Source organism: Teichococcus globiformis (assembly GCF_042646265.1).
GTDB lineage: Bacteria > Pseudomonadota > Alphaproteobacteria > Acetobacterales > Acetobacteraceae > Pseudoroseomonas > Pseudoroseomonas globiformis.
In genome coordinates, this window is record NZ_JBHRTN010000008.1 from 114128 (window position 1) to 132296 (window position 18169).

Below are 18169 nucleotides of genomic sequence, written 5' to 3' on the forward strand. Positions count from 1 at the left end.
GCGTCACCCTTTCAGTCCAAGGCGCTGCCCGCCATAGGCGCGCTCCTGGATCGGTCGCCACCACGCCTCGTTTTCCAGATACCAGGAAACGGTTTTTTCGAGCCCCGTCTCAAAGGTTTCCTGCGGCTCCCAGCCGAGCTCGCGCTTCAGCTTCGAGGCATCGATCGCGTAGCGCAGGTCGTGTCCCGGGCGGTCGGTGACGAAGGAGATCTGCTCGGCATAGGGTTTGCCGTCGGGGCGCGGGCGCAGCCGGTCGAGGATGGCGCAGATACGACGCACCACCTCGATGTTCTGCCGCTCGGCATTGCCGCCGACATTGTAGGTCTCGCCGGGCACGCCGCGCTCGAACACCGCCTGCAACGCGCGCGCGTGATCCTCGACGAACAGCCAGTCGCGAACATTTTTGCCGCGGCCGTAAACCGGCAGCTTCTCGCCCGAAAGCGCTTTCAGCGTCACCAGCGGGATCAGCTTCTCGGGGAAATGGTAGGGCCCGTAATTGTTGGAGCAGTTGGTGATCAGCGTCGGCAGGCCATAGGTATGGTGCCAGGCGCTCACAAGGTGGTCCGAACCCGCCTTGCTGGCCGAATAGGGCGAGCGCGGGTCGTAAGGCGTTTCCTCGGTGAACAGCCCGTCCTCGCCCAGCGTGCCATACACCTCGTCGGTCGAGACATGGTGGAAGCGGAAATCGGCGCGGCGCGGCTCCGCCATGGCGCGCCAATGGGCCAGCGCCGCCTGCAACAGGGTGAAGGTACCGACGACGTTGGTCTGAATGAATTCACCCGGGCCGTCGATGGAGCGATCCACATGGCTTTCGGCCGCCAGGTGGACGACCACATCCGGATCGAAGCGCGCGAACAGCTCCTTGAGCAGCGCCGCATCGCAGATGTCGCCTTGCACGAATTCGTAGCCAGGCTTCTGGGCAATGGGGGCAAGCGAGGTCTGGGTCCCCGCATAGGTCAGCTTGTCGAGGTTCAGCACGCGGTGCCGCCCCTCGCCTACCAGGCGCCGCACCAGAGCGGAGCCGATGAAGCCGGCACCCCCCGTGACCAGGACATTCAGCGAACGGGTATCCAAGGCAGGGACCATCCTTCTGGCGGGTGGAGGCTGGGAAGCGACGTGGAGATCAGGGAACCAGCGGCTCGCCCAGCGGCAGCAACGGGCGGCCATCATAGGCGAAGGGGCTGTCGAACTCGGCCAGCGAAGGCGCGACCTTGTCCTTGGCGGACAACACCGGCCCGCCTTCTGGAAGCGGCCAGTTCACCCCGATCGCCGGATCATCCCAGCGGATACCACCATCGCATTCGGCGGAATATGGGGCGGAGGTCTTGTAGGCGACCTCGCTATCCGGCTCCAGCGTCATGAAGCCATGCGCGAAGCCGGCCGGCACCAGGATCTGCAGCCCCTCGGCCGCCGTCAGGGTGGCGCCGACCCATTGCCCATAGGTTGGCGATCCTTTCCGCACATCCACGGCCACGTCGTAGATAGCGCCGCGCAGGCAACGCACCAGCTTGTCCTGTGCAAAGGGCGGGCGCTGAAAGTGCAGCCCGCGCAGCGTGCCGACCTGGGCCGACATGGAATGGTTGTCCTGCACGAAATCCAGCGCGATGCCGAGGCCCTCGAAGCGCGAGCGGCTCCAGCTTTCGGTGAACCAGCCGCGCTCGTCACCGAAGCGGCGGGGGCGGATCAGCGTCACGGGGTTCTGGCTCATCGTGGCGTTGCACTCCCTCCGCGGGCGGCGCCGCCCGCATCATACTGAAACATCATTGAGCCGCGCCCCGCAATCAGGGGCGGCAACAGGTGCGCAGAGGCGCCTCAGGCATCCAAGGTCTCGGGCGCTGCCGGGTCGGGGCCGAGGACCTCGTCCACCGTGCCATCCGCCACCACCCGCCCCGCCTCAAGCCGCAGGGCGCGGGTGCACCAGCGCCGGACGATGCTGAATTCATGCGTGGCCAGCACCAGTACGTCGGCGCCCTCCACCAGCCGCCCGAGACGCTGCTCGGCCTTGGCCATGAAATCGGCGTCGCCTGCCAGGAACCACTCGTCCATCAGCAGGATCTGCGGCCGGATCGCCGTCGCCATGGCGAAAGAGAGCCGCACCGTCATGCCGGAGGAGTAGTTGCGCACTGGAACGTCCAGGAACTCGCCAAGGCCGGAAAACTCGGCCACCTCCTCGGCCAGGAGCTGGCTTTCCCGATCGCCCAGGCCACGGTACAGGCCGCGCAGCACGATGTTCTCGCGGCCCGTCGCCTCCATGTCGAGCCCAGCGCCCGGATCGATCATCTGACCGATCACGCCCGCAACCTCCAGCTCGCCCGCCACCGGCTCGTAGATGCCGGCCAGCGTCCGCAGCAGCGTCGTCTTGCCGGCGCCGTTGTGGCCGATCAGCGCCACGCGCTCGCCGCGGCGAATGTCGAAGTTGAGGTCGCGCAGGGCGGACACGACGATGCGGTTGGCATCGTCCGCGCGCAGCCGCAGCGGGCTGCTGGCCAGCAGCCGCTTCTTCAGCGAGCGCGCGCCCATGTGGTAGAGCGGAAACTCGATCGAGACGTTCCGCGCGGTGATATGCGCCATGGTTTCTACACCCAGAAGGCGACGCGGCCGCGGAAGCGGACAAAGAAAGCGAAGCTGATACCGCAGTTCAGCACCGTGTAGGCGATCGCCGTGGCCCAAACCGCCGGGTCGCCGCCGCCTTCCAACAACGGGCCGCGAATAGTCTCGATCAGCACATAGAACGGGTTCAGCAGCAGGAAGGGATGGTATTCCGGGCTGAGCAGCTGCGGCTTCCAGATCACCGGCGTCATGAAGAAGGCGATCTGCATCACCGAGCCGACAATAGGCGCGATGTCACGGAACCGGGCGCAAACCATGCCGAGGAACAGCGAGGCTGCCAGCGCGTTGACGCCGAGCACCAGCAGCCCCGGCAGGATCATCAGCCAGCCCAGCTCCGGCAGGATGCCGAAGATCAGCAGCACGATCACAATCAACGGCAGGTTGTGCGCCGTGACCATGGCGTTGCGGATCACACAGCGCAGGGCATGCACCGTGAAGGGCAGCGGCATCTGGCGGACGATGGCTTCGGCGCTGGTCAGGCTGGTGCAGGCCTCGTTCACCATCTGGCCAAGCATGTTCCAGAGAATCAGGCTGACCGCCAGCCAGGGCAGGTATTCCGACAGCTCCATCTGGAACAGGGTGGAATACAGGAACCCGAGGCTGACCAGCATCACGGCCGTGGACAGCGTCAGCCAGAGCGGCCCCAGTACCGAGCCGCGATAGCGGTTACGCAGGTCGAGCCAGGCCAGGCGACCGGCCAGTCGGCGCTGCTCAAATCCCCGCCGCAGATCCTGCAGGGCACGGCTGAGGCGCTCCGGAGCGGCGGCGTTGAAGCGCACCGTGACCGGGGTAGCGGCGCCTTCGGGCTGGGTGACATGGGCGTCCATGGCGCGGAGCTATAGACGCAAAGCGCCGAATGGGCCACAGCAGGCGCGCTACCAGAGGACCTCCATGGCCGCAGCGATGGCCCGCACGTCGCGCAGGGCATTGTAGCCGTGGAAGCTGAAACGCACCCGACCCCGTCCGCCCCAGGCCAGCACTCCCAGCGGCTCCAGCGCGGCCACCAGCGCATCGGCACGCGGCGTGGCGATGCACACGCTGGCGCCGTGCCGGGCCGGGTCGGCCGGCGTGGTGGAGGGAATGCCGCGAGCCTCCAGCTCCCCCAGCAACGCGGCGGTCAGCCCCTGTACATGCCGGCAGACCACCGCCGGATCATGCGCGGCGAGGTAATCCAGCGCCTCGTCCAGCACATAGAGCGCCGCATGGGCAGGGTTGCCGCGGGTGAAGCGCATGGCATCGGGCTTTAGCACGGGGCGGTTACGGTGGTCCGGCCGCTCGCTGGAAGCGCCCATGGAGGCGATGGAATGCCACCCCGCCGTGCGGGGCGCCCAGCCCGGTTGCCGCACCCGGTTCCAATAGGCGATGGCTGCACCGGTGGTGCCAAGCAGCCACTTGTAGCCGGCGCAGAAGGCGAAATCCGCCTCCGCCGCACCATCCAGCGGGCGGTAGCCGGCGGCCTGGGTGTGGTCCACCGCCAAAAGGGCGCCTACCGCCTCGGTGACGTGGCGCAGCGTCGCCAGGTCATAGCGTCGCCCGGTGAGAAATGAGACATGGCTGACCGCCACCAGCCGAGTACGCCGGTCCAGCTTTCCGGCAAGCGCCGCCGGATCGGCCAGTGGCGTGATGCGCAGCTCCACGCCTTCGGGCAAGGCCAGCGCCAGAGGGGCGACCAGAGAAGGATACTCATCCGGGTCCAGGCACACATTGTCGCCGGGCCGCCAGTCCAGGCTTTCCACCAGCATGGACATGCCCTCCGCCACCGAGGACACGAAGCCGATCGAGCCCGCATCGGTGCCGAGCAGCGCGGCGGCGCGGGCCCTTGCCCGCTCTACCACGGCTTCCTGCGCAGTCCGTCCCGGCATGCCGCGGCTCTTATCCGCCGCATACCGCTGGAGCGCGGCATCGTGCCGGTGCAGAAAGGGCGTCTCGCCCCCTGCGCAGACATGGGTGATGCCCGGCGGAATGCGGAAATCGGCAGGGTCGAACAGCGGCGTCTCGGTCATGCCACGATGCTGCGCCGAAATCGTGCCGCCGCAAAGGCAGCCGGCTTGCCTGAGGGGCGCCCAGGGCAGGCACCGGTTTTCCATACTCTTCCGCTTCGGCCTGAAGCTGTCAGAGCCCCATCAGATCCAGCGTGCGGCCAACCACCTTGTCCTCGTCGAACTTCTCCAGCGCCAGGGCACGGCCTGCGCGGCCCATGCGCTGGCGCAGCGGCGGGTCGCCCGACAGGCGGTTCAGCGCCGCCGCCAATGGCTCCACCGCCTCGGCTGGAACCAGAAATCCGGTGTCCCCATCCCGCACCTGTTCGCGTGGACCGCGAATATCGGTCGCCACCACTGGCAGGCCGGTCATCATGGCCTCGATCACCGACATGGGCAGGCCTTCGAAATGGCTGGGCAGGCAGAACACATCGGCTGCCGCCAGGATGCGTCCCACATCCTCCCGGTAGCCGAGGCGCTTCAGCCGGGGGCCCAGCACCCGCTCCGCGCGGGCGAAATCCTCGGCCATGTCGGGGCCATGGTCGGTCGGCAGCCGCTCCCCCACCACCCAGAGCGTGGCGCCAGGCACGGCTTCCATGGCGCGAAGCAGCTCAACATGCCCCTTGTGCCGCACCAGGCGGGAAACAATCACCACGACGCAGTCGTCTTCCGCCGCACCCAATTCGGCCCTGAGTCCGGCCCGGAGCCCGGCATCGGGACGAAACCGGAATGGGTCGCGCCCGTTGCCGATGCCGACGGCTCTCGGGTGGATGCCGAGGCACCGCGCATCCGCCGCCTCTTCCTCCGACACCGTCATGAACACGTCGGTCGCACGCCCGCCCAGTTGCTCCAGCCCCAGGGCCAGCTTGCGCCGCCACCATGGCCCGGGCTGGTTGAACAGGAAGCCATGCCCCGTATAGGCGACGCGCTTCACCCCGGCGCGCCGGGCCGCCGCCCGTGCCAGCAGGCCGGAAATCGGCATGTGGGCGTGCACCAGGTCGAACTTCTCCTCGCGGAAGATCTTCAACAGGGCCCGATAGGCGCGCCATTGGGCGACTGGGTTCAGGCTGCGCGCCATGGGCACCGGGATGATGCGGAAGCCTTCCTGGCGGGGCAGGTCGAGCAACCGGCCCTCCGCACACAGGCCGACCACCTCATGCCCGCGCATGCGGGCTCCCCGCATCACCGGCAACACGAAGTGGCGCAGCGAGAAATCGACGTTGCAGACTTCAGCGATCTTCATCACGGCACGGCGCCTCGATCACGGGCTCGGCGGTCGGGCGGAAGCGTGCGGGAGGCTCAGGCCCGCCCGCTCAGGCCGCCGGGCCGTCGGAAGGGGCTGGGGCCGGTCCGGCCTGCCCTGTCGGGTCAGGAGCGGGGACGGTGGCGCGGCTCAGCGCCCACTGCACGGACTGGGTGCCGGCTTCCGCCGTCAGCACGATCTGCGAGGTGCGGCGGGCCTCGCCGCCGATAAACACGCTGTCTTCCACGGCAAGCTTCGCCCGACTGGTGCGGAAGCGCCAGGACGCGCCGGAGGGCAACCGCAATTGAACCGTCTTCTCCTCCTCCTGCAGGCTGGCGACCACGCCGGGATGCAGGTGGAAGCGCACGGCGAAGCCGGGCAGGTTCTCGCCCTCGACAGCATCCTCGCCGCGCAGGTCGTCACCCGACTCGGAAAGATAGAGACGGCGGCGGTGGATGGCGCCGGGGCCGCGCCGATAGCCATCATGGCTGGCATCCAGCCATTGCGCGCCGTTGGCCTCCTGCCGTTCGGCCTCCACGGCCTCCGGGCGGCGGCCCAGCCCTTCTTCACGCAGCTCGCTGCTGTTGGTGTCGGACAGCACCAGGGTGGAGTGCGCGGCGGTGGCGCGCAGCGCATCGCGCCACTCGCCCTCGGCTGCGGGAGCCGCGCCGCAGTTGACGATCAACCGGTCACGGCCCACCGACAGCTCAAATCCCAACGTGCCGGCATGATGAAACCGGTCAGCACCGCGCGGCAGACCAGAGGGAGCCGGCGCCACGCGCCCAGCAGGCGGCGGGCCGACATCGGCGATCACCAGGGTGCGACCCGCCTGCAGACGCTGGAAGCCGGCTTCGCTGAGGATCAATGGAGCCCGTCCCCGGGCCTGGCCCTGGGTCAGCACGAGATCCACCAGCGCCGCACCGGGGTCGCGCGTGCCGTTGAACTGCGCCAGACCGCCATCGCCATGGCGGAACAGCCGCAGCGCGGGGGCGGCGCGGTCCAGCGCCAGCCCGAGATGCGGCGGCGCTTCCAGCCCCGCGCCATGCAACAGGTTCCGGATCTCGATGAGGTCCTGCACCGCGAGCAAGAGTTGACCCGGACTGCGCTCCACATGCGCGCCGTCGGGCAGGATCTGCCGCTCGATCTCGGAAGGCAGGATGCGCAGGCAGCGTGCGATCCAGGCTTCCTCGTTCAGTGCCACCGAAGCCGCGAGGCCGCCCTTCAACGCAGCCAGCGCACCGCGATGCCGCCCTTCGCCCGGCAAGGCCGCAACCAGACCACGCGCATCCTGCGCCAGCCGCACCATCAAGGCCCGGCGAAACGCATCCTCGGCGGTGGCGGCCAGAAAATCCCAGTGTCCCAGCCAGGCGGAAAGCCGCGCCCCGGCGACTTCCGGCGCCGCGGCGATGCCTTCTCCCGCACCATGCGCCAGCCAGTCGGTGGCGAGATCGCGAGCACGCAGCCGGGCGCCATCCGTGCCCAGCGCCCGCAGGTCGCGCAGCCAGGCGAAGCTGTGCACCGCGGCGCGCCAGATCGGCGAGCCGCTGTCTTCGTGCCAGCCCTGGCCGCCCTCGGCCTGCACCGTCAGCGGCCGCACGGTGCCGGCGAACTCGCATTCCCCCCGCAGCAGCCGGTGGCCACGCGCCGCATCACCGGGCCACAGGTCGCGGAAGGCCCGCGCCGGTGCCTCGGGCACCTTGATCGGCTTCAGCCCGGCCACGACCCGCCGGGCGCCCCGCAGCCAGTCCGACATCAGCGCGCGCCCCCCTCCGTGCCACGCAAGGCGGCAATGGCCGCGGCGTAGTTCGCCGCACCGAACACCGCAGTGCCGGCCACCAGAACATCCGCCCCCGCCTCGAGGCAGAGCGGCGCCGTTTCGCTGGTGACGCCGCCATCGATTTGCAGGGCGATGTCACGTCCAGTGGCATCGATCATGCGGCGCAGCTCGGCGATCTTGGGCAACTGGCTGGCAATGAATTTCTGCCCTCCGAAGCCCGGATTGACCGTCATCACCAGGATCAGCTCGACCAGATCCAGCACCGGCTCCACCGCGCTGGCCGGGGTAGCCGGGTTCAGCACCACTCCCGGCGAACAGCCCAGCGCCTTGATGGTCTGGAGAGAGCGGTGCAGGTGCGGCCCCGCCTCGGGGTGCAGGCTGATGCGCTCGGCCCCCGCTTCGGCGAAGGCGGGCAGCAGGTAGTCCGCCGGCGCGATCATCAGGTGCACGTCGAAGCACATCTTGCTGTGCTTGCGCAGCGCCTTCACCAGGCCCGGGCCGTAGCTGATGTTGGGTACGAAGTGCCCGTCCATGATGTCGAGGTGCAGCCAGTCGGCCCCGGCAGCCTCAATGGCGGCCACCTCCTCACCCAGCCGCGAGAAATCGGCGGCCAGAAGGGAAGGGGCGATCTTGACGGTGCGGGGTGGGTTCGGGCGTGACACGCGGCAAGTTATGCCCGCCCCTCCCCGCGCGGACAAGGCGTTGGCCGGGGGAAGCGACAGGGGATTGCTCAACCCGTGCGTGAAACTCACCCGCGGCGGAAGCGCGCGATAAAGAATCCGTCCATTCCGCCGCGCTCGGCCCAAAGATCAGGGCGGGTCCGCACCCATCCTTCCGGCGTGATGGCGGCATCCAGGCCCGGCAGTTCCTCCGGCCGCACCGGCTCCGCCACCAGCCCGGCGGCAAAGGCGGCACGAGCCTGGGCTTCCCCTTCCTCGGGCTGCAGTGAACAGGTGGCGAAGACCAAACGTCCGCCCGGCGCCAGCAGCTTCGCCGCCGCCGCCAGCAGCGGGGCCTGCAGCGCAGCCAGTGTCGGGATGTCGCCCGGGCGTTTCAGGTGTGGCACGTCAGGGTGGCGGCGGATGGTGCCGGTGGCCGAGCACGGGGCGTCCAGAAGCACCGCATCGAACAGCGCACCCGGCGCCCAGGCGGTGGCATCGGCCTCGACAATGGAGGCATCCAGTCCGAGCCGGCTTAGATTTTCCCGCAGCCGGCCAATGCGGTGGGCGTCGCGCTCCACCGCGGTAACAACGGCGCCGGCGGCCGCCAGCTGCGCCGTCTTGCCGCCCGGCGCGGCGCAGAGATCGGCCACCGTCATGCCCGGCCTGGCACCCAGCAGCAGCGCCGGCAGGGCGGCGGCGGCGTCCTGGGCCCAGGCGCTGCCCTCGGCGAAGGCCGGGATCTCGGTGATGCGGGTGCCGGCCGGAAAGCGCGCCGTGCCGGTGGGCAGCATGTCCGCGCCCTCCGGCGTCGGAGTGCCGGGCTTCAGCGACAGGTCGAGCGGTGCAGGCAGACGATGCGCCTGCGCGATGGCGCGTACCGCAGGGCCATAGGCCTTATGCCATGCGGTCCACAGCCAACCCGGCGTGTCCAGACGCTCTCCATCCAGCTCGGCGACCGCTTCCGGGCCGCCTTCCGCCACCCGGCGCAGCACGGCGTTCACCAGCCCGGCGAAGGGGCGCGGCACCAGATCGACGCAGCTCGCCACCGCCGCATGCGGCGGGGTTTCCAGCAGCAGCAGCTCGGCGGCGCCGATGCGCAGCGCGTTGCGCACCTCGGGCGGCGGGTCGCGGCGCAGCCACGGCTCCAGAACCGCATCCAGGCTGCCCAGGCGCCGCAACACGGCGGCGGCGATGCGGTGCGCCGCGGCACGGTCACGCGCCTCGGAGGCCGGCAAACTGTCCAGCGCCTCCTCCAGCGAGCGGTGGCGCTCCAGCACGGCATTGACCAGGGCGAGTGCCGCGCTGCGCGTCGGGTTGCGCGGGCGGGGGGCGGAACCAGGGGTTCCGGAACGGCGGGGGCGGGTGGGCGGCTTCATCTCGCCAGGGGCTATGGGCCGGAAGGGCCATCCCTGTCGAGCCGTTCCGCATGCGGGGCAGCCCGTTTCCGGCACATGGCGCGGCTTGTTGGTGGGCGAGCCCGCGATGCGCCGCCTCCACGGCAGGCCGCGCGCTCCTCCCGCGGCGACGATCCCTTGGCACCGCGAAAGGCGGCCGGAGCCCAGTGCAAATCAGGAAAAACCTTTCAATCCCAACAAGTTGGTTGCAACTGGCTTACCTGGCTTGTCGCGGCACCAGCCTTTTGGAGAATTCCGCAGACCTCGGAATTCTGCCGAACAAGGTGCGGGGACGGCCAATGCCGGATTACACAGCAAGACACGGAGCGTCTCCGCCGCCGCCGCCCCCCATATCCGCTGCAGGAACAAGGGAGGCGGGCATGAACAAGGCCGCAACCAGGGTGAAGGCGAACAGGCCGGGCGAGACGATCGCCGCCGATCCGCGCTGGCAGCGCGTGCAGGCGCGTGACCGTGGCGCCGACGGGGCGTTCTGGTACTCGGTGGCCAGCACCGGTGTGTATTGCCGCCCCTCCTGTCCGTCACGCCCGGCGCATCCGCGCAACATCGCCTTTCATGACAGCATCGCCGCGGCCAGGGCCGCCGGCTTCCGCCCCTGTCGCCGCTGCCGCCCGGACGGACTGTCGGTGGAGGCGGAGAATGCCGAGCTGATCGCCAAGGCCTGCCGCCTCATCGAGACAGCAGAGCAGGAGCCGCCTCTCGCCATGCTGGCCGAGGCCGCGGACCTCAGCCCTGCCTACTTCCATCGCCTGTTCAAGAGCCAGACCGGGGTGACGCCCAAGGCCTATGCCGCCGCGCACCGCGCGCGGCGGGTGCAGAACGAACTCGGGAGAGCAGAAACCGTGACCCAGGCCATCTATGACGCCGGCTTCAACTCCAATGGCCGGTTCTATGAAAATGCCCGCGCCATGCTGGGGATGAGCCCCACCAGCTGGCGCGCCGGCGGTGCCGCCGAGGAGTTGCGCTTCGCCCTCGGCCAGTGCTCGCTGGGCGCCATCCTTGTCGCTTCCAGCGTACGGGGCGTCGCCGCCATCCTGTTGGGGGACGATCCCGAGGCGCTGTTGCACGATCTGGAAGACCGCTTTCCCCGTGCCCGGCTCGTCGGGGGCGACGGGGAGTACGAGGCGCTTGTGGCACGGGTGGTGGGCTTCGTGGAGGCGCCGAACCGGGGGCTGGACCTGCCGCTCGACGTGCGCGGCACCGCCTTTCAGCGTCGGGTCTGGGAAGCGCTCCGCGACATTCCGGCCGGCGGCACGGCGAGCTACGCGGAAATCGCCACGCGCATCGGTGCGCCGGGCGCGGTGCGGGCGGTGGCGGGAGCCTGCGCGGCCAATGCGCTGGCCGTCGCGATCCCCTGCCACCGGGTGGTGCGGCAGGACGGCGCCCTGTCGGGCTATCGCTGGGGCGTGGCCCGCAAGCGGGCGCTGCTGGACCGGGAATCGGCGGCATGAGCGCCGCGCTCGACCCGGGAGAGGCTGTCGCCGCCCGCGTGGATGCGCTGGATTGGAACGGGATCAGCGCCGGGCTGGATGCACGGGGTTGGGCTGTGCTGCCCGGCTTGATCGCCCCCGGGGAGTGCCGGCGCATCGCTGCGCTGTATGACGACGGCGGCCGGTTCCGTTCCCGCGTGGTCATGGCGCGGCACGGCTTCGGCCAGGGCGAATACCAGTACCTCGCCTATCCCCTGCCGGAGCCGGTGTCGGCGCTACGCGACGCGCTTTATCTGCATCTGGCACCCCTGGCCGATCGCTGGAACGCCGCGATGGGCCTCGATATCCGCTATCCTGCCCGCCATGCGGATTTCCTCGCCCGCTGTCACGCGGCCGGTCAGGTCCGCCCCACCCCGCTGCTGCTGCAATACGGCCCGGGCGACCACAACTGCCTGCACCAGGATCTCTATGGCGAGCATGTCTTCCCCTTGCAGGTGGCGGTGCTGCTGTCCCGCCCTGGGGAAGATTTCACCGGCGGCGAGTTTGTTCTGACCGAGCAGCGGCCGCGCATGCAGTCGCGGCCCTTCGTGGTACCGCTGGCGCAGGGCGATGCGGTCGCCTTCGCCGTCAGCCAGCGCCCGGTACGGGGCACGCGCGGCTTCTACCGCACGGTGATGCGGCACGGCGTCAGCGAGGTGCGGGACGGACAGCGTCACACGCTGGGCGTGATCTTCCACGACGCACGTTGAGGCGGCGCGACGCGGCCGGTTTGCACCCGCGCGCGGCTCGGTTAGCGTGAGCGCGTCCAACGGGAGACCCGTTTTGAGCTTTTCCGATGTTTTTGCGCGCGTGGTGGCCGTGGTGGGTGCCGGCGCGGTGCAGGTCCGGCGCATGACGCAGGGCACGCACCAGCCAGCCTGGGGAGCCGCGCCCGCCATCCCAGAGGCCAAGCCGCAGGGTAGCATCCCGACTCTGAAGATGCCCACCGCCCAAGGCTGGGCAGAAGGGCAACTTCCCGCCGCCGCGGCCGGGCTCAAGGTCAATGCCTTTGCAACTGGGCTCGATCATCCACGCTGGATCTATGTGCTGCCCAATGGCGACGTGCTGATCGCCGAAGCCTCCAGCGTGGAGCGCAAGGCCCGCTCGCTCTTCGACTACGCCCAGGTTGCCACCATGAAGCGCGCCGCCGCCATGGGTGTCAGCGCCAACCGCATCACCCTGCTGCGCGACGCCGATGGCGATGGCGTGGCCGAGATCCGCGAAACCTTCATGGAAGGGCTGAACCAGCCCTTCGGCATGGCCCTGGTCGGCGACACCTTCTATGTCGGCAACACCGACGGCATCGTGGCCTTTCCCTACGAGCCAGGCGCCACGCGCATCACTGCGCCGGGCCGTAAGCTGGTGGAGTTCAAGCCCGGCGGCCATTGGACGCGCAGCCTGCTGGTGAGCCCGGACCAGACAAAGCTCTATGCCGGCGTCGGTTCGCTCAGCAACATCGCCGACCACGGCATGGAGGTTGAGGAAGGCCGCGCCGCCATCTGGGAATACGACATCGCCGCCGGCCGAGCCCGCATCTTCGCCAGCGGCCTGCGCAACGCCGTGGGCATGGCGTGGGAGCCGGTCACGGGCGCCCTCTGGACCGTGGTCAACGAGCGCGACGGGCTGGGCGACGAAACCCCGCCCGACTACCTGACCTCGGTGCGGGATGGCGGCTTTTATGGCTGGCCCTATTGCTACTGGGACCGCATCGTCGATGACCGGGTGCCGCAGGACCCGGCGCTGGTCGCCAGCGCCATCACGCCGGATTACGCTCTGGGCGGCCACACCGCCTCGCTCGGCCTGTGCTGGCTGCCGGCCGGCACCCTGCCGGGTTTCCCGGACGGCATGGCCATCGGCCAGCACGGATCGTGGAACCGCAGCACGCTGAGCGGCTACAAGCTGGTCTTCATCCCGTTCGCCGATGGCAAGCCCAGCGGCCCGGGACGCGACATCCTGTCTGGCTTCCTGGCGCCGGACGAGAAGGTTTCCTTTGGCCGCCCGGTGGGCGTCACCCTGGGTCCGGATGGCGCGGTGCTCATGGCCGACGATGTGGGCGACGTGATCTGGCGTGTGACGGGCGCCTGAGTCGCTGCCGCGTCAGGGCAGCGCCGCGGTCCGGAACAGGGTGACGCGCAGCCCGCCATGCGGCACAGGCGCCCCGGTGGGCAGGAAGGGCAGGCCGGTGGCGCGGGCCAGGGCGGGTTCGGTGGTGACAAGGCCTACCCTCCAGCCGCTGAAGCGCTGCCGAAGCACTTGGCCGAGCGTGCGGTAAAGCGCCGCCAGCCTCGCCTTGTCGCCGATGCGCGTGCCATAGGGCGGGTTGACGATCACCAATCCCGGAGGCCCTTGCGGCGGTACGATTTCGCTGATCGCCGCCTGTTGGAAATCGGTGAAGGCGCCGACGCCGGCACGCTCGGCATTGGCGCGGCTCATGGCCACGGCGCCCGCATCCCGGTCGCTGCCAGCGAAGCGGAAGGCGGGCTCGCGCTGGCTTTTCACCGCCCGCATGCGCGACCAGGCCTCGGCATCAAAGCTCGCCAGCGTCTCAAAGGCGAAGCTGCGGGATCGGCCGGGATTGAGCCGCGCCGCGATCTCGGCCGCCTCGATCACAAAGGTGCCGGAGCCGCACATCGGGTCCAGCACCGGCTCCTGCCCATCGAAGCCGCATTGCCGCAGAAACAGCGAGGCCATGGTTTCGCGCAGCGGTGCGGCGTTCACCGCCTCCTTGTGGCCGCGCCGGTGCAGCAGCTCGCCCGAGGTGTCGATGCTGATCGTGCAAAGGTCATGGTCGATCCGTGCCATCACCGTGACGGCGGCTTCCGCCGAGGCGGGTGCGCCGAGGGCTTCGCGGATGGCGGTTTCGATCCGCTCGGCGGCGGCGCCGGAATGGTAGATGCGCGACTTGGCGCAACTGGCCTCGACACGGAACGGAACATCCGGGCGCAGCACGCCGCCCCAAGGCACGCGGCGTGCACGGGCATCGAGTTGCGCCAGATGTGTCACCCGGAACGCATCAATGCGCGCCAGCACGCGCCCTGCCCCGCGCACCCAGAGATTAGCCCGCCACACCTCCGGCCAGCCGCCCCGCGTGACAACGCCTCCGGCCACCGCCTTTGGCTGCTTGAAGCCCTTGTTGCGGACCTCGTCGCACAGCACAGCTTCCAGCCCCGGCAGCGCTGCAAGGAAAATCTCGAAATCCTTCACGGCCGCGGGCGAAGGTCCGGAAGAGAGCGCGGGCTCGGGGGGAGAGGCTTGGGGCACCAAGCGGTCCTAGCACCCCGCCATGGGAGCGGCCATGGCGGCACGAGCGAACACGCCGGTCTTCCTCGGAAGCGGAACTGCGGGGCGCCGCCTCCTGATTCCCGGCAGAGGTGCCTCTTTCGGCACACCCCTGAGCCACGATACCCACGGAAACGCAGCTACCGGAACACCGCCCAGAACAGCAACGCCCCGGCCGGCAGCAGGAGGAAGGGGCTGGCCCGCGTCGTCATCAGCAGCAGGGTCGACGTGCCAGCCACCGTCCAGGCCAGCCAGCCACCTTCGGCCACGCTGAGCAGCGTGGCGCCAGCCGCCAGAATCATCCCGGCCGCCACCGGCGCCAGCCCCCGTTCCACCGCCTTTTGCCATGGGGCGCCCTGTGTTCGCCGCCAAAGCCCCGCCAAGCCCCAGACCAGAAAGGAGGAAGGGGTGAAGATGGCGAGCGCCGCCAGAACCGCCCCCCACACCCCCATCGCATCGAATGCCACCATGGGCGAGAGCAGAGCCCCCGGACCCGGCGTCAGGCGCGAAATGGCGAAAAGCTCCAGGAAGCGCGCATCGCTCATCCAGCCCTGCACCTCGACGGCCTGCCGGTGCACGTCGGACACGATGCTCTGCCCGCCACCCACCGTCAGAAAGGACAGCGGCAGGAAAACCAGCAGGATACGCCAGAACGGATGTTCCATCAGCGGCCCTTCCGCTTTAGCGACCAGGCCGCCTGGGCGATACCCATCGGTGCCATCACGCCCACCACCCACAGCAACGGTAGGCGCAGAGCGAAGAGCGCCAGAAACGTGGCGGCAAAGATCACGGTTGGCGCCACGCCGCGCTTCGCCACCCGCCAGGCGGCGCGCAGCCCCATCTGCAAGGACAGCCCAAGCGCCGCCGCGGCCACCCCCGCCAACAGCCAATGCGCCGTCGGGCCCTGCACCGCCTTTCCGGCCAGGGCCACCACCGCCACGGCCAGGATCAGCGACGGCACCACCATGCCCGCCGCCCCGGCCAGCGCGCCACGCCCGCCCCGCAGCCGATAGCCGATCCAGATCGACAGGTTCACCACGTTCACACCCGGCAAGGCCTGGCAGAGGGAGAGCCCGTCCAGGAACTCCCCTTCCGTCAGCCAGCGGCGGTTCTGAACGAATTCCCGCATCATCCAGCCCGAAAGCCCGCCGCCGAAGCTGGTGAGGCCCACCTTGGTGAAAGCCAGAAAGATCTGCACCAGCGAAGGCAGCGGCGCCACCGCCTGTTCCGCCATTCCGCCTTCCTCCCCGAAGCCCTGCCGTTTGATGCTATACATGGCGCGCGAAAAGGCTCTACAGCCCCAGGCACCATGGCGTTTCCCCTTGGGGCCCGGCCCCCCCGCGACATCCTGGACCGGCTGCCGGAAATGCGGTGGCCGCGCCTCGTGCTGACCCTGCTCTGCCTGCTGCTCTGGCTGCCGGGCTTCTTCACCCTGCCGCCGGGCGACCGCGACGAGAGCCGCTTCGCCCAGGCCAGCCGGCAGATGGTGGATAGCGGCGACTATGTCCGCATCCGCTTCGGCGAGGAGGAGCGCAACAAGAAGCCAGTTGGCATCCACTGGGCGCAGGCGGCTTCCGTTCACGCGGCGGAAGCGCTGCATGTCGGCCATCGCGGGCAGATCTGGCCCTACCGGCTGCCATCCCTGATCGGTGCCTGGCTGGCGGTGCTCGCGACTTTCCATTGGGGGCGGGCGCTGGTTGGCCGGCGCGCCGCGTTTCTGGCGGCCGCCATGCTGGCCTCATCGATGGTGCTGGTGGTGGAAACGCATATCGCCAAGACCGATGCCGCGCTGCTGGCCACCGTTGCCGCAGCCATGGGGCTGCTCGGGCGCGCCTATCTGGCGCCCGCCACCTTTTCTGCCCGGCAGGCAGCGGCATTCTGGGCGATCCTGGGGCTGTCGATCCTGTTGAAGGGGCCGATCGGGCCGATGGTGGCGCTGCTTGCGGGCATTACCCTCGTCGCCGCGGACTGGAAGTCGGAGCGTGGCGCCGCCTGGCTCCGGCCACTACGTGCTGCCTGGGGCGTGCCTCTGATGCTCGGCATGGCGGTGCCCTGGCTGGTTGCCATCGGCCTTGCCACCGAGGGGCGCTTCTTCTCCGAGGCGCTGGGCGGCGACATGCTGAGCAAGGTGGGCTCGGGCGAGGAGGCGCATGGCGGCCCACCCGGCTACTACCTACTGACCTTCCTGATCAGTGCCTTTCCCGCTGCCTTTCTGGTTCTTCGCGCCCTGCCCTCGGCCTGGCGCGACCGTATGAATCCTTCCACGCGCTTCCTGCTCGCCTGGATCGCGCCGTCCTGGCTGATGTTCGAGGCTGTGGCGACCAAGCTGCCGCACTACACCTTGCCGGTGTTTCCGGCCCTGATGCTGCTGGGTGCCGCATGGGCGATGGATCCGTTGCGCAAGCCGACGCCGCGCTGGCTGGCGGGGATCGGCTTCGGGCTGTTTGCCCTGGTGGCGCTGGCGCTCGGCTTCGCCGCGCCCGTTCTGCCCTGGATCGCCGACCACCGGATGGACCCGCTGGCGGTGCTGGCCCTGCCCGCGGCGGTGCTGCTGGTATGGGGAGTGTGGCGGAGCCTGCGCCCGCAGGACGGAGGAGGCCCGGCCATGGCCGCGCTGGCCGGCGCGCTTCTGGCCATCCCACTCTACGCCGCCGTGCTGGGCGGCACCCTGCCGAGGCTGCAGGCGCCTTGGATCGGACCACGCTTGGCGGAGATGATGGCGCGGGCCGCGCCCGCGGGCGAGGTGCAAGGTGCCTTCGGCATTGTCGGCTATCACGAACCGTCACTGGTCTTCGCAACTGGCGCCGACACCATCCTGTTGAGGGATGGGGAAGCGGCGGCTCGCTTCATGGCCGCGGCACCTGGCCGGGTGGTGGCGATCGGCGACCGCGACATGGCCGCCTTCCGCGCCGCCACCGCCGCGGCCGGGCTTTCGGTGCGCGAGGACGGCACCGTCGATGGCTACAACTACACGCGCGGGCGGCGCATCCGCTTGCATCTGTTCCAGGGGATCCCCGGATGATCGAATGGATCACCAACACCGTGGGGGAAGCAGGGCCGCTCGGTGTCGCCCTGCTGATGTTTCTGGAAAACCTTTTTCCGCCGATCCCTTCCGAGCTGATCATGCCACTTGCCGGCTTTGCCGCCGCAGAAGGGCGCATGGGCCTGGTTGCAGCCATTCTGGCTGGCACGACGGGATCGCTGCTGGGCAATGCGGTCTGGTACGAGGTCAGCCGCGCCATCGGCAGCCGTCGCATCCGCCCGCTGGTGGCCCGGCACGGACGCTGGTTTGGTGTTTCGGCCGAGGACATGGACAAGGCCGAGGCCACGCTGCGTCGCCATGGCCCGGTAGCACTTTTCTTTGGCCGCATGCTGCCGGCGATCCGCACCCTGATCTCCATTCCCGCGGGATTGGCGCACATTCCCCGCAGGGTCTTCTATCTCTGGACACTGGCGGGTGGACTGCTCTGGGTCGCGGTGTTGACCGGCGCGGGCTTCCTGCTGCGCGAGCAGTATCGCCAGGTCGAGGCCTTCATCGAGCCGGCCTCCTACGTGGTCGTGGCCGGGGTCGTCGGCGCATACCTCTGGCATTTGTGGCGGACACGCCATTCGGCGCGCGGCTGAGGCGAAGGCCGCACTTCGGCAACCGCGGCGCGAGCGCGACGTTTCACCGCAAGACCGCCGCTTCAGGCGGCACGGGCGCCCGACGCGGGTGCCGCCACGAAAGGAGTGCCAACA

General features: G+C 69.5%; 17 protein-coding genes. 5 read left to right on the top strand and 12 right to left on the bottom strand.

Annotated elements, in window-relative coordinates:
- Window positions 1-3 precede the first annotated feature (3 nt).
- The 9 genes from rfbB to ACFOD4_RS07835 all read right to left on the bottom strand — a co-directional run bounded on the left by rfbB (window position 4) and on the right by ACFOD4_RS07835 (window position 9647).
- Window positions 4-1059 (bottom strand): dTDP-glucose 4,6-dehydratase, encoded by a 1056-nt coding sequence (rfbB, locus tag ACFOD4_RS07795; RefSeq protein WP_379596053.1) that lies wholly within the window; start codon window positions 1057-1059, stop codon window positions 4-6.
- Between the two features lie 64 nt (window positions 1060-1123).
- Window positions 1124-1708 carry a dTDP-4-dehydrorhamnose 3,5-epimerase gene (gene rfbC / locus ACFOD4_RS07800; RefSeq protein WP_379595382.1) on the bottom strand — a complete coding sequence of 195 codons (585 nt, stop codon included), beginning with the start codon at window positions 1706-1708 and terminating at the stop codon, window positions 1124-1126.
- A 104-nt stretch (window positions 1709-1812) separates the two neighbouring features.
- Window positions 1813-2571, bottom strand: a complete 759-nt coding sequence (locus ACFOD4_RS07805) for an ABC transporter ATP-binding protein (RefSeq protein ID WP_379595383.1) — start codon at window positions 2569-2571, stop codon at window positions 1813-1815.
- 5 nt (window positions 2572-2576) lie between these two features.
- Window positions 2577-3437, bottom strand: coding sequence for an ABC transporter permease (locus tag ACFOD4_RS07810; protein WP_379595384.1), 861 nt, complete (start codon window positions 3435-3437; stop codon window positions 2577-2579).
- A gap of 48 nt (window positions 3438-3485) precedes the next feature.
- Window positions 3486-4613 carry an aminotransferase class V-fold PLP-dependent enzyme gene (locus ACFOD4_RS07815; protein WP_379595385.1) on the bottom strand — a complete coding sequence of 376 codons (1128 nt, stop codon included), beginning with the start codon at window positions 4611-4613 and terminating at the stop codon, window positions 3486-3488.
- Between the two features lie 109 nt (window positions 4614-4722).
- Complete coding sequence (locus ACFOD4_RS07820; protein ID WP_379595386.1) at window positions 4723-5832, bottom strand: glycosyltransferase family 4 protein; 1110 nt, start codon at window positions 5830-5832, stop codon at window positions 4723-4725.
- Window positions 5833-5902: 70 nt separating this feature from the next.
- Window positions 5903-7585, bottom strand: coding sequence for a heparinase II/III family protein (locus ACFOD4_RS07825; RefSeq protein ID WP_379595387.1), 1683 nt, complete (start codon window positions 7583-7585; stop codon window positions 5903-5905).
- Complete coding sequence (gene rpe / locus ACFOD4_RS07830) at window positions 7585-8271, bottom strand: ribulose-phosphate 3-epimerase (RefSeq protein WP_379595388.1); 687 nt, start codon at window positions 8269-8271, stop codon at window positions 7585-7587. Before rpe ends, ACFOD4_RS07825 begins: the two co-directional genes overlap by 1 nt.
- Before the next feature lie 86 nt (window positions 8272-8357).
- Entirely contained in the window at window positions 8358-9647 is a 1290-nt protein-coding gene (locus ACFOD4_RS07835; RefSeq protein WP_379595389.1) for an RsmB/NOP family class I SAM-dependent RNA methyltransferase, read from the bottom strand.
- A 398-nt stretch (window positions 9648-10045) separates the two neighbouring features.
- On the opposite strand from ACFOD4_RS07835, the gene ada reads away from it, so the two are divergent.
- The 3 genes from ada to ACFOD4_RS07850 all read left to right on the top strand — a co-directional run bounded on the left by ada (window position 10046) and on the right by ACFOD4_RS07850 (window position 13237).
- Window positions 10046-11134, top strand: a complete 1089-nt coding sequence (gene ada / locus ACFOD4_RS07840; RefSeq protein ID WP_379595390.1) for a bifunctional DNA-binding transcriptional regulator/O6-methylguanine-DNA methyltransferase Ada — start codon at window positions 10046-10048, stop codon at window positions 11132-11134.
- A complete protein-coding gene (locus tag ACFOD4_RS07845) occupies window positions 11131-11862 on the top strand; it encodes a 2OG-Fe(II) oxygenase (protein WP_379595391.1) in 732 nt (243 codons plus the stop codon). Before ada ends, ACFOD4_RS07845 begins: the two co-directional genes overlap by 4 nt.
- A gap of 73 nt (window positions 11863-11935) precedes the next feature.
- On the top strand, window positions 11936-13237 hold the full coding sequence (locus ACFOD4_RS07850; protein WP_379595392.1) for a PQQ-dependent sugar dehydrogenase: 1302 nt from the start codon (window positions 11936-11938) through the stop codon (window positions 13235-13237).
- A gap of 12 nt (window positions 13238-13249) precedes the next feature.
- Here the strand turns inward: ACFOD4_RS07850 and ACFOD4_RS07855 are convergent, their stop codons facing one another.
- The 3 genes from ACFOD4_RS07855 to ACFOD4_RS07865 form a co-directional block, all read right to left on the bottom strand.
- Window positions 13250-14356 (bottom strand): THUMP domain-containing class I SAM-dependent RNA methyltransferase, encoded by a 1107-nt coding sequence (locus ACFOD4_RS07855; RefSeq protein WP_379596055.1) that lies wholly within the window; start codon window positions 14354-14356, stop codon window positions 13250-13252.
- Window positions 14357-14571: 215 nt separating this feature from the next.
- Complete coding sequence (locus tag ACFOD4_RS07860) at window positions 14572-15096, bottom strand: chromate transporter (RefSeq protein WP_379595393.1); 525 nt, start codon at window positions 15094-15096, stop codon at window positions 14572-14574.
- Window positions 15096-15707: a chromate transporter gene (locus ACFOD4_RS07865; protein WP_379595394.1), complete on the bottom strand. Its 612-nt coding sequence runs from the start codon at window positions 15705-15707 to the stop codon at window positions 15096-15098. The genes ACFOD4_RS07860 and ACFOD4_RS07865 overlap by 1 nt, the downstream gene beginning before the upstream one ends.
- Before the next feature lie 33 nt (window positions 15708-15740).
- Here ACFOD4_RS07865 and ACFOD4_RS07870 point away from each other — a divergent pair, with 33 nt between their 5' ends.
- The gene (locus ACFOD4_RS07870; protein ID WP_379595395.1) at window positions 15741-17453 is read left to right on the top strand and encodes a glycosyltransferase family 39 protein; all 1713 of its coding nucleotides are present in this window, start codon (window positions 15741-15743) and stop codon (window positions 17451-17453) included.
- The gene (locus tag ACFOD4_RS07875) at window positions 17450-18055 is read left to right on the top strand and encodes a DedA family protein (RefSeq protein WP_379595396.1); all 606 of its coding nucleotides are present in this window, start codon (window positions 17450-17452) and stop codon (window positions 18053-18055) included. Before ACFOD4_RS07870 ends, ACFOD4_RS07875 begins: the two co-directional genes overlap by 4 nt.
- The last annotated feature ends 114 nt before the right edge of the window (window positions 18056-18169 follow it).

Excerpts from the sequence above, each read along its gene's own strand:
- rfbC (WP_379595382.1), bottom strand. The coding sequence starts at position 1,708 with ATGAGCCAGAACCCCGTGACGCTGATCCGCCCCCGCCGCTTCGGTGAC.
- ACFOD4_RS07805 (WP_379595383.1), bottom strand. The coding sequence starts at position 2,571 with ATGGCGCATATCACCGCGCGGAACGTCTCGATCGAGTTTCCGCTCTAC.
- ACFOD4_RS07810 (WP_379595384.1), bottom strand. The coding sequence starts at position 3,437 with ATGGACGCCCATGTCACCCAGCCCGAAGGCGCCGCTACCCCGGTCACG.
- ACFOD4_RS07815 (WP_379595385.1), bottom strand. The coding sequence starts at position 4,613 with ATGACCGAGACGCCGCTGTTCGACCCTGCCGATTTCCGCATTCCGCCG.
- ACFOD4_RS07820 (WP_379595386.1), bottom strand. The coding sequence starts at position 5,832 with ATGAAGATCGCTGAAGTCTGCAACGTCGATTTCTCGCTGCGCCACTTC.
- ACFOD4_RS07825 (WP_379595387.1), bottom strand. The coding sequence starts at position 7,585 with ATGTCGGACTGGCTGCGGGGCGCCCGGCGGGTCGTGGCCGGGCTGAAG.
- ACFOD4_RS07835 (WP_379595389.1), bottom strand. The coding sequence starts at position 9,647 with ATGAAGCCGCCCACCCGCCCCCGCCGTTCCGGAACCCCTGGTTCCGCC.
- ada (WP_379595390.1), top strand. The coding sequence starts at position 10,046 with ATGAACAAGGCCGCAACCAGGGTGAAGGCGAACAGGCCGGGCGAGACG.
- ACFOD4_RS07845 (WP_379595391.1), top strand. The coding sequence starts at position 11,131 with ATGAGCGCCGCGCTCGACCCGGGAGAGGCTGTCGCCGCCCGCGTGGAT.
- ACFOD4_RS07860 (WP_379595393.1), bottom strand. The coding sequence starts at position 15,096 with ATGGAACATCCGTTCTGGCGTATCCTGCTGGTTTTCCTGCCGCTGTCC.
- ACFOD4_RS07865 (WP_379595394.1), bottom strand. The coding sequence starts at position 15,707 with ATGTATAGCATCAAACGGCAGGGCTTCGGGGAGGAAGGCGGAATGGCG.
- ACFOD4_RS07870 (WP_379595395.1), top strand. The coding sequence starts at position 15,741 with ATGGCGTTTCCCCTTGGGGCCCGGCCCCCCCGCGACATCCTGGACCGG.
- ACFOD4_RS07875 (WP_379595396.1), top strand. The coding sequence starts at position 17,450 with ATGATCGAATGGATCACCAACACCGTGGGGGAAGCAGGGCCGCTCGGT.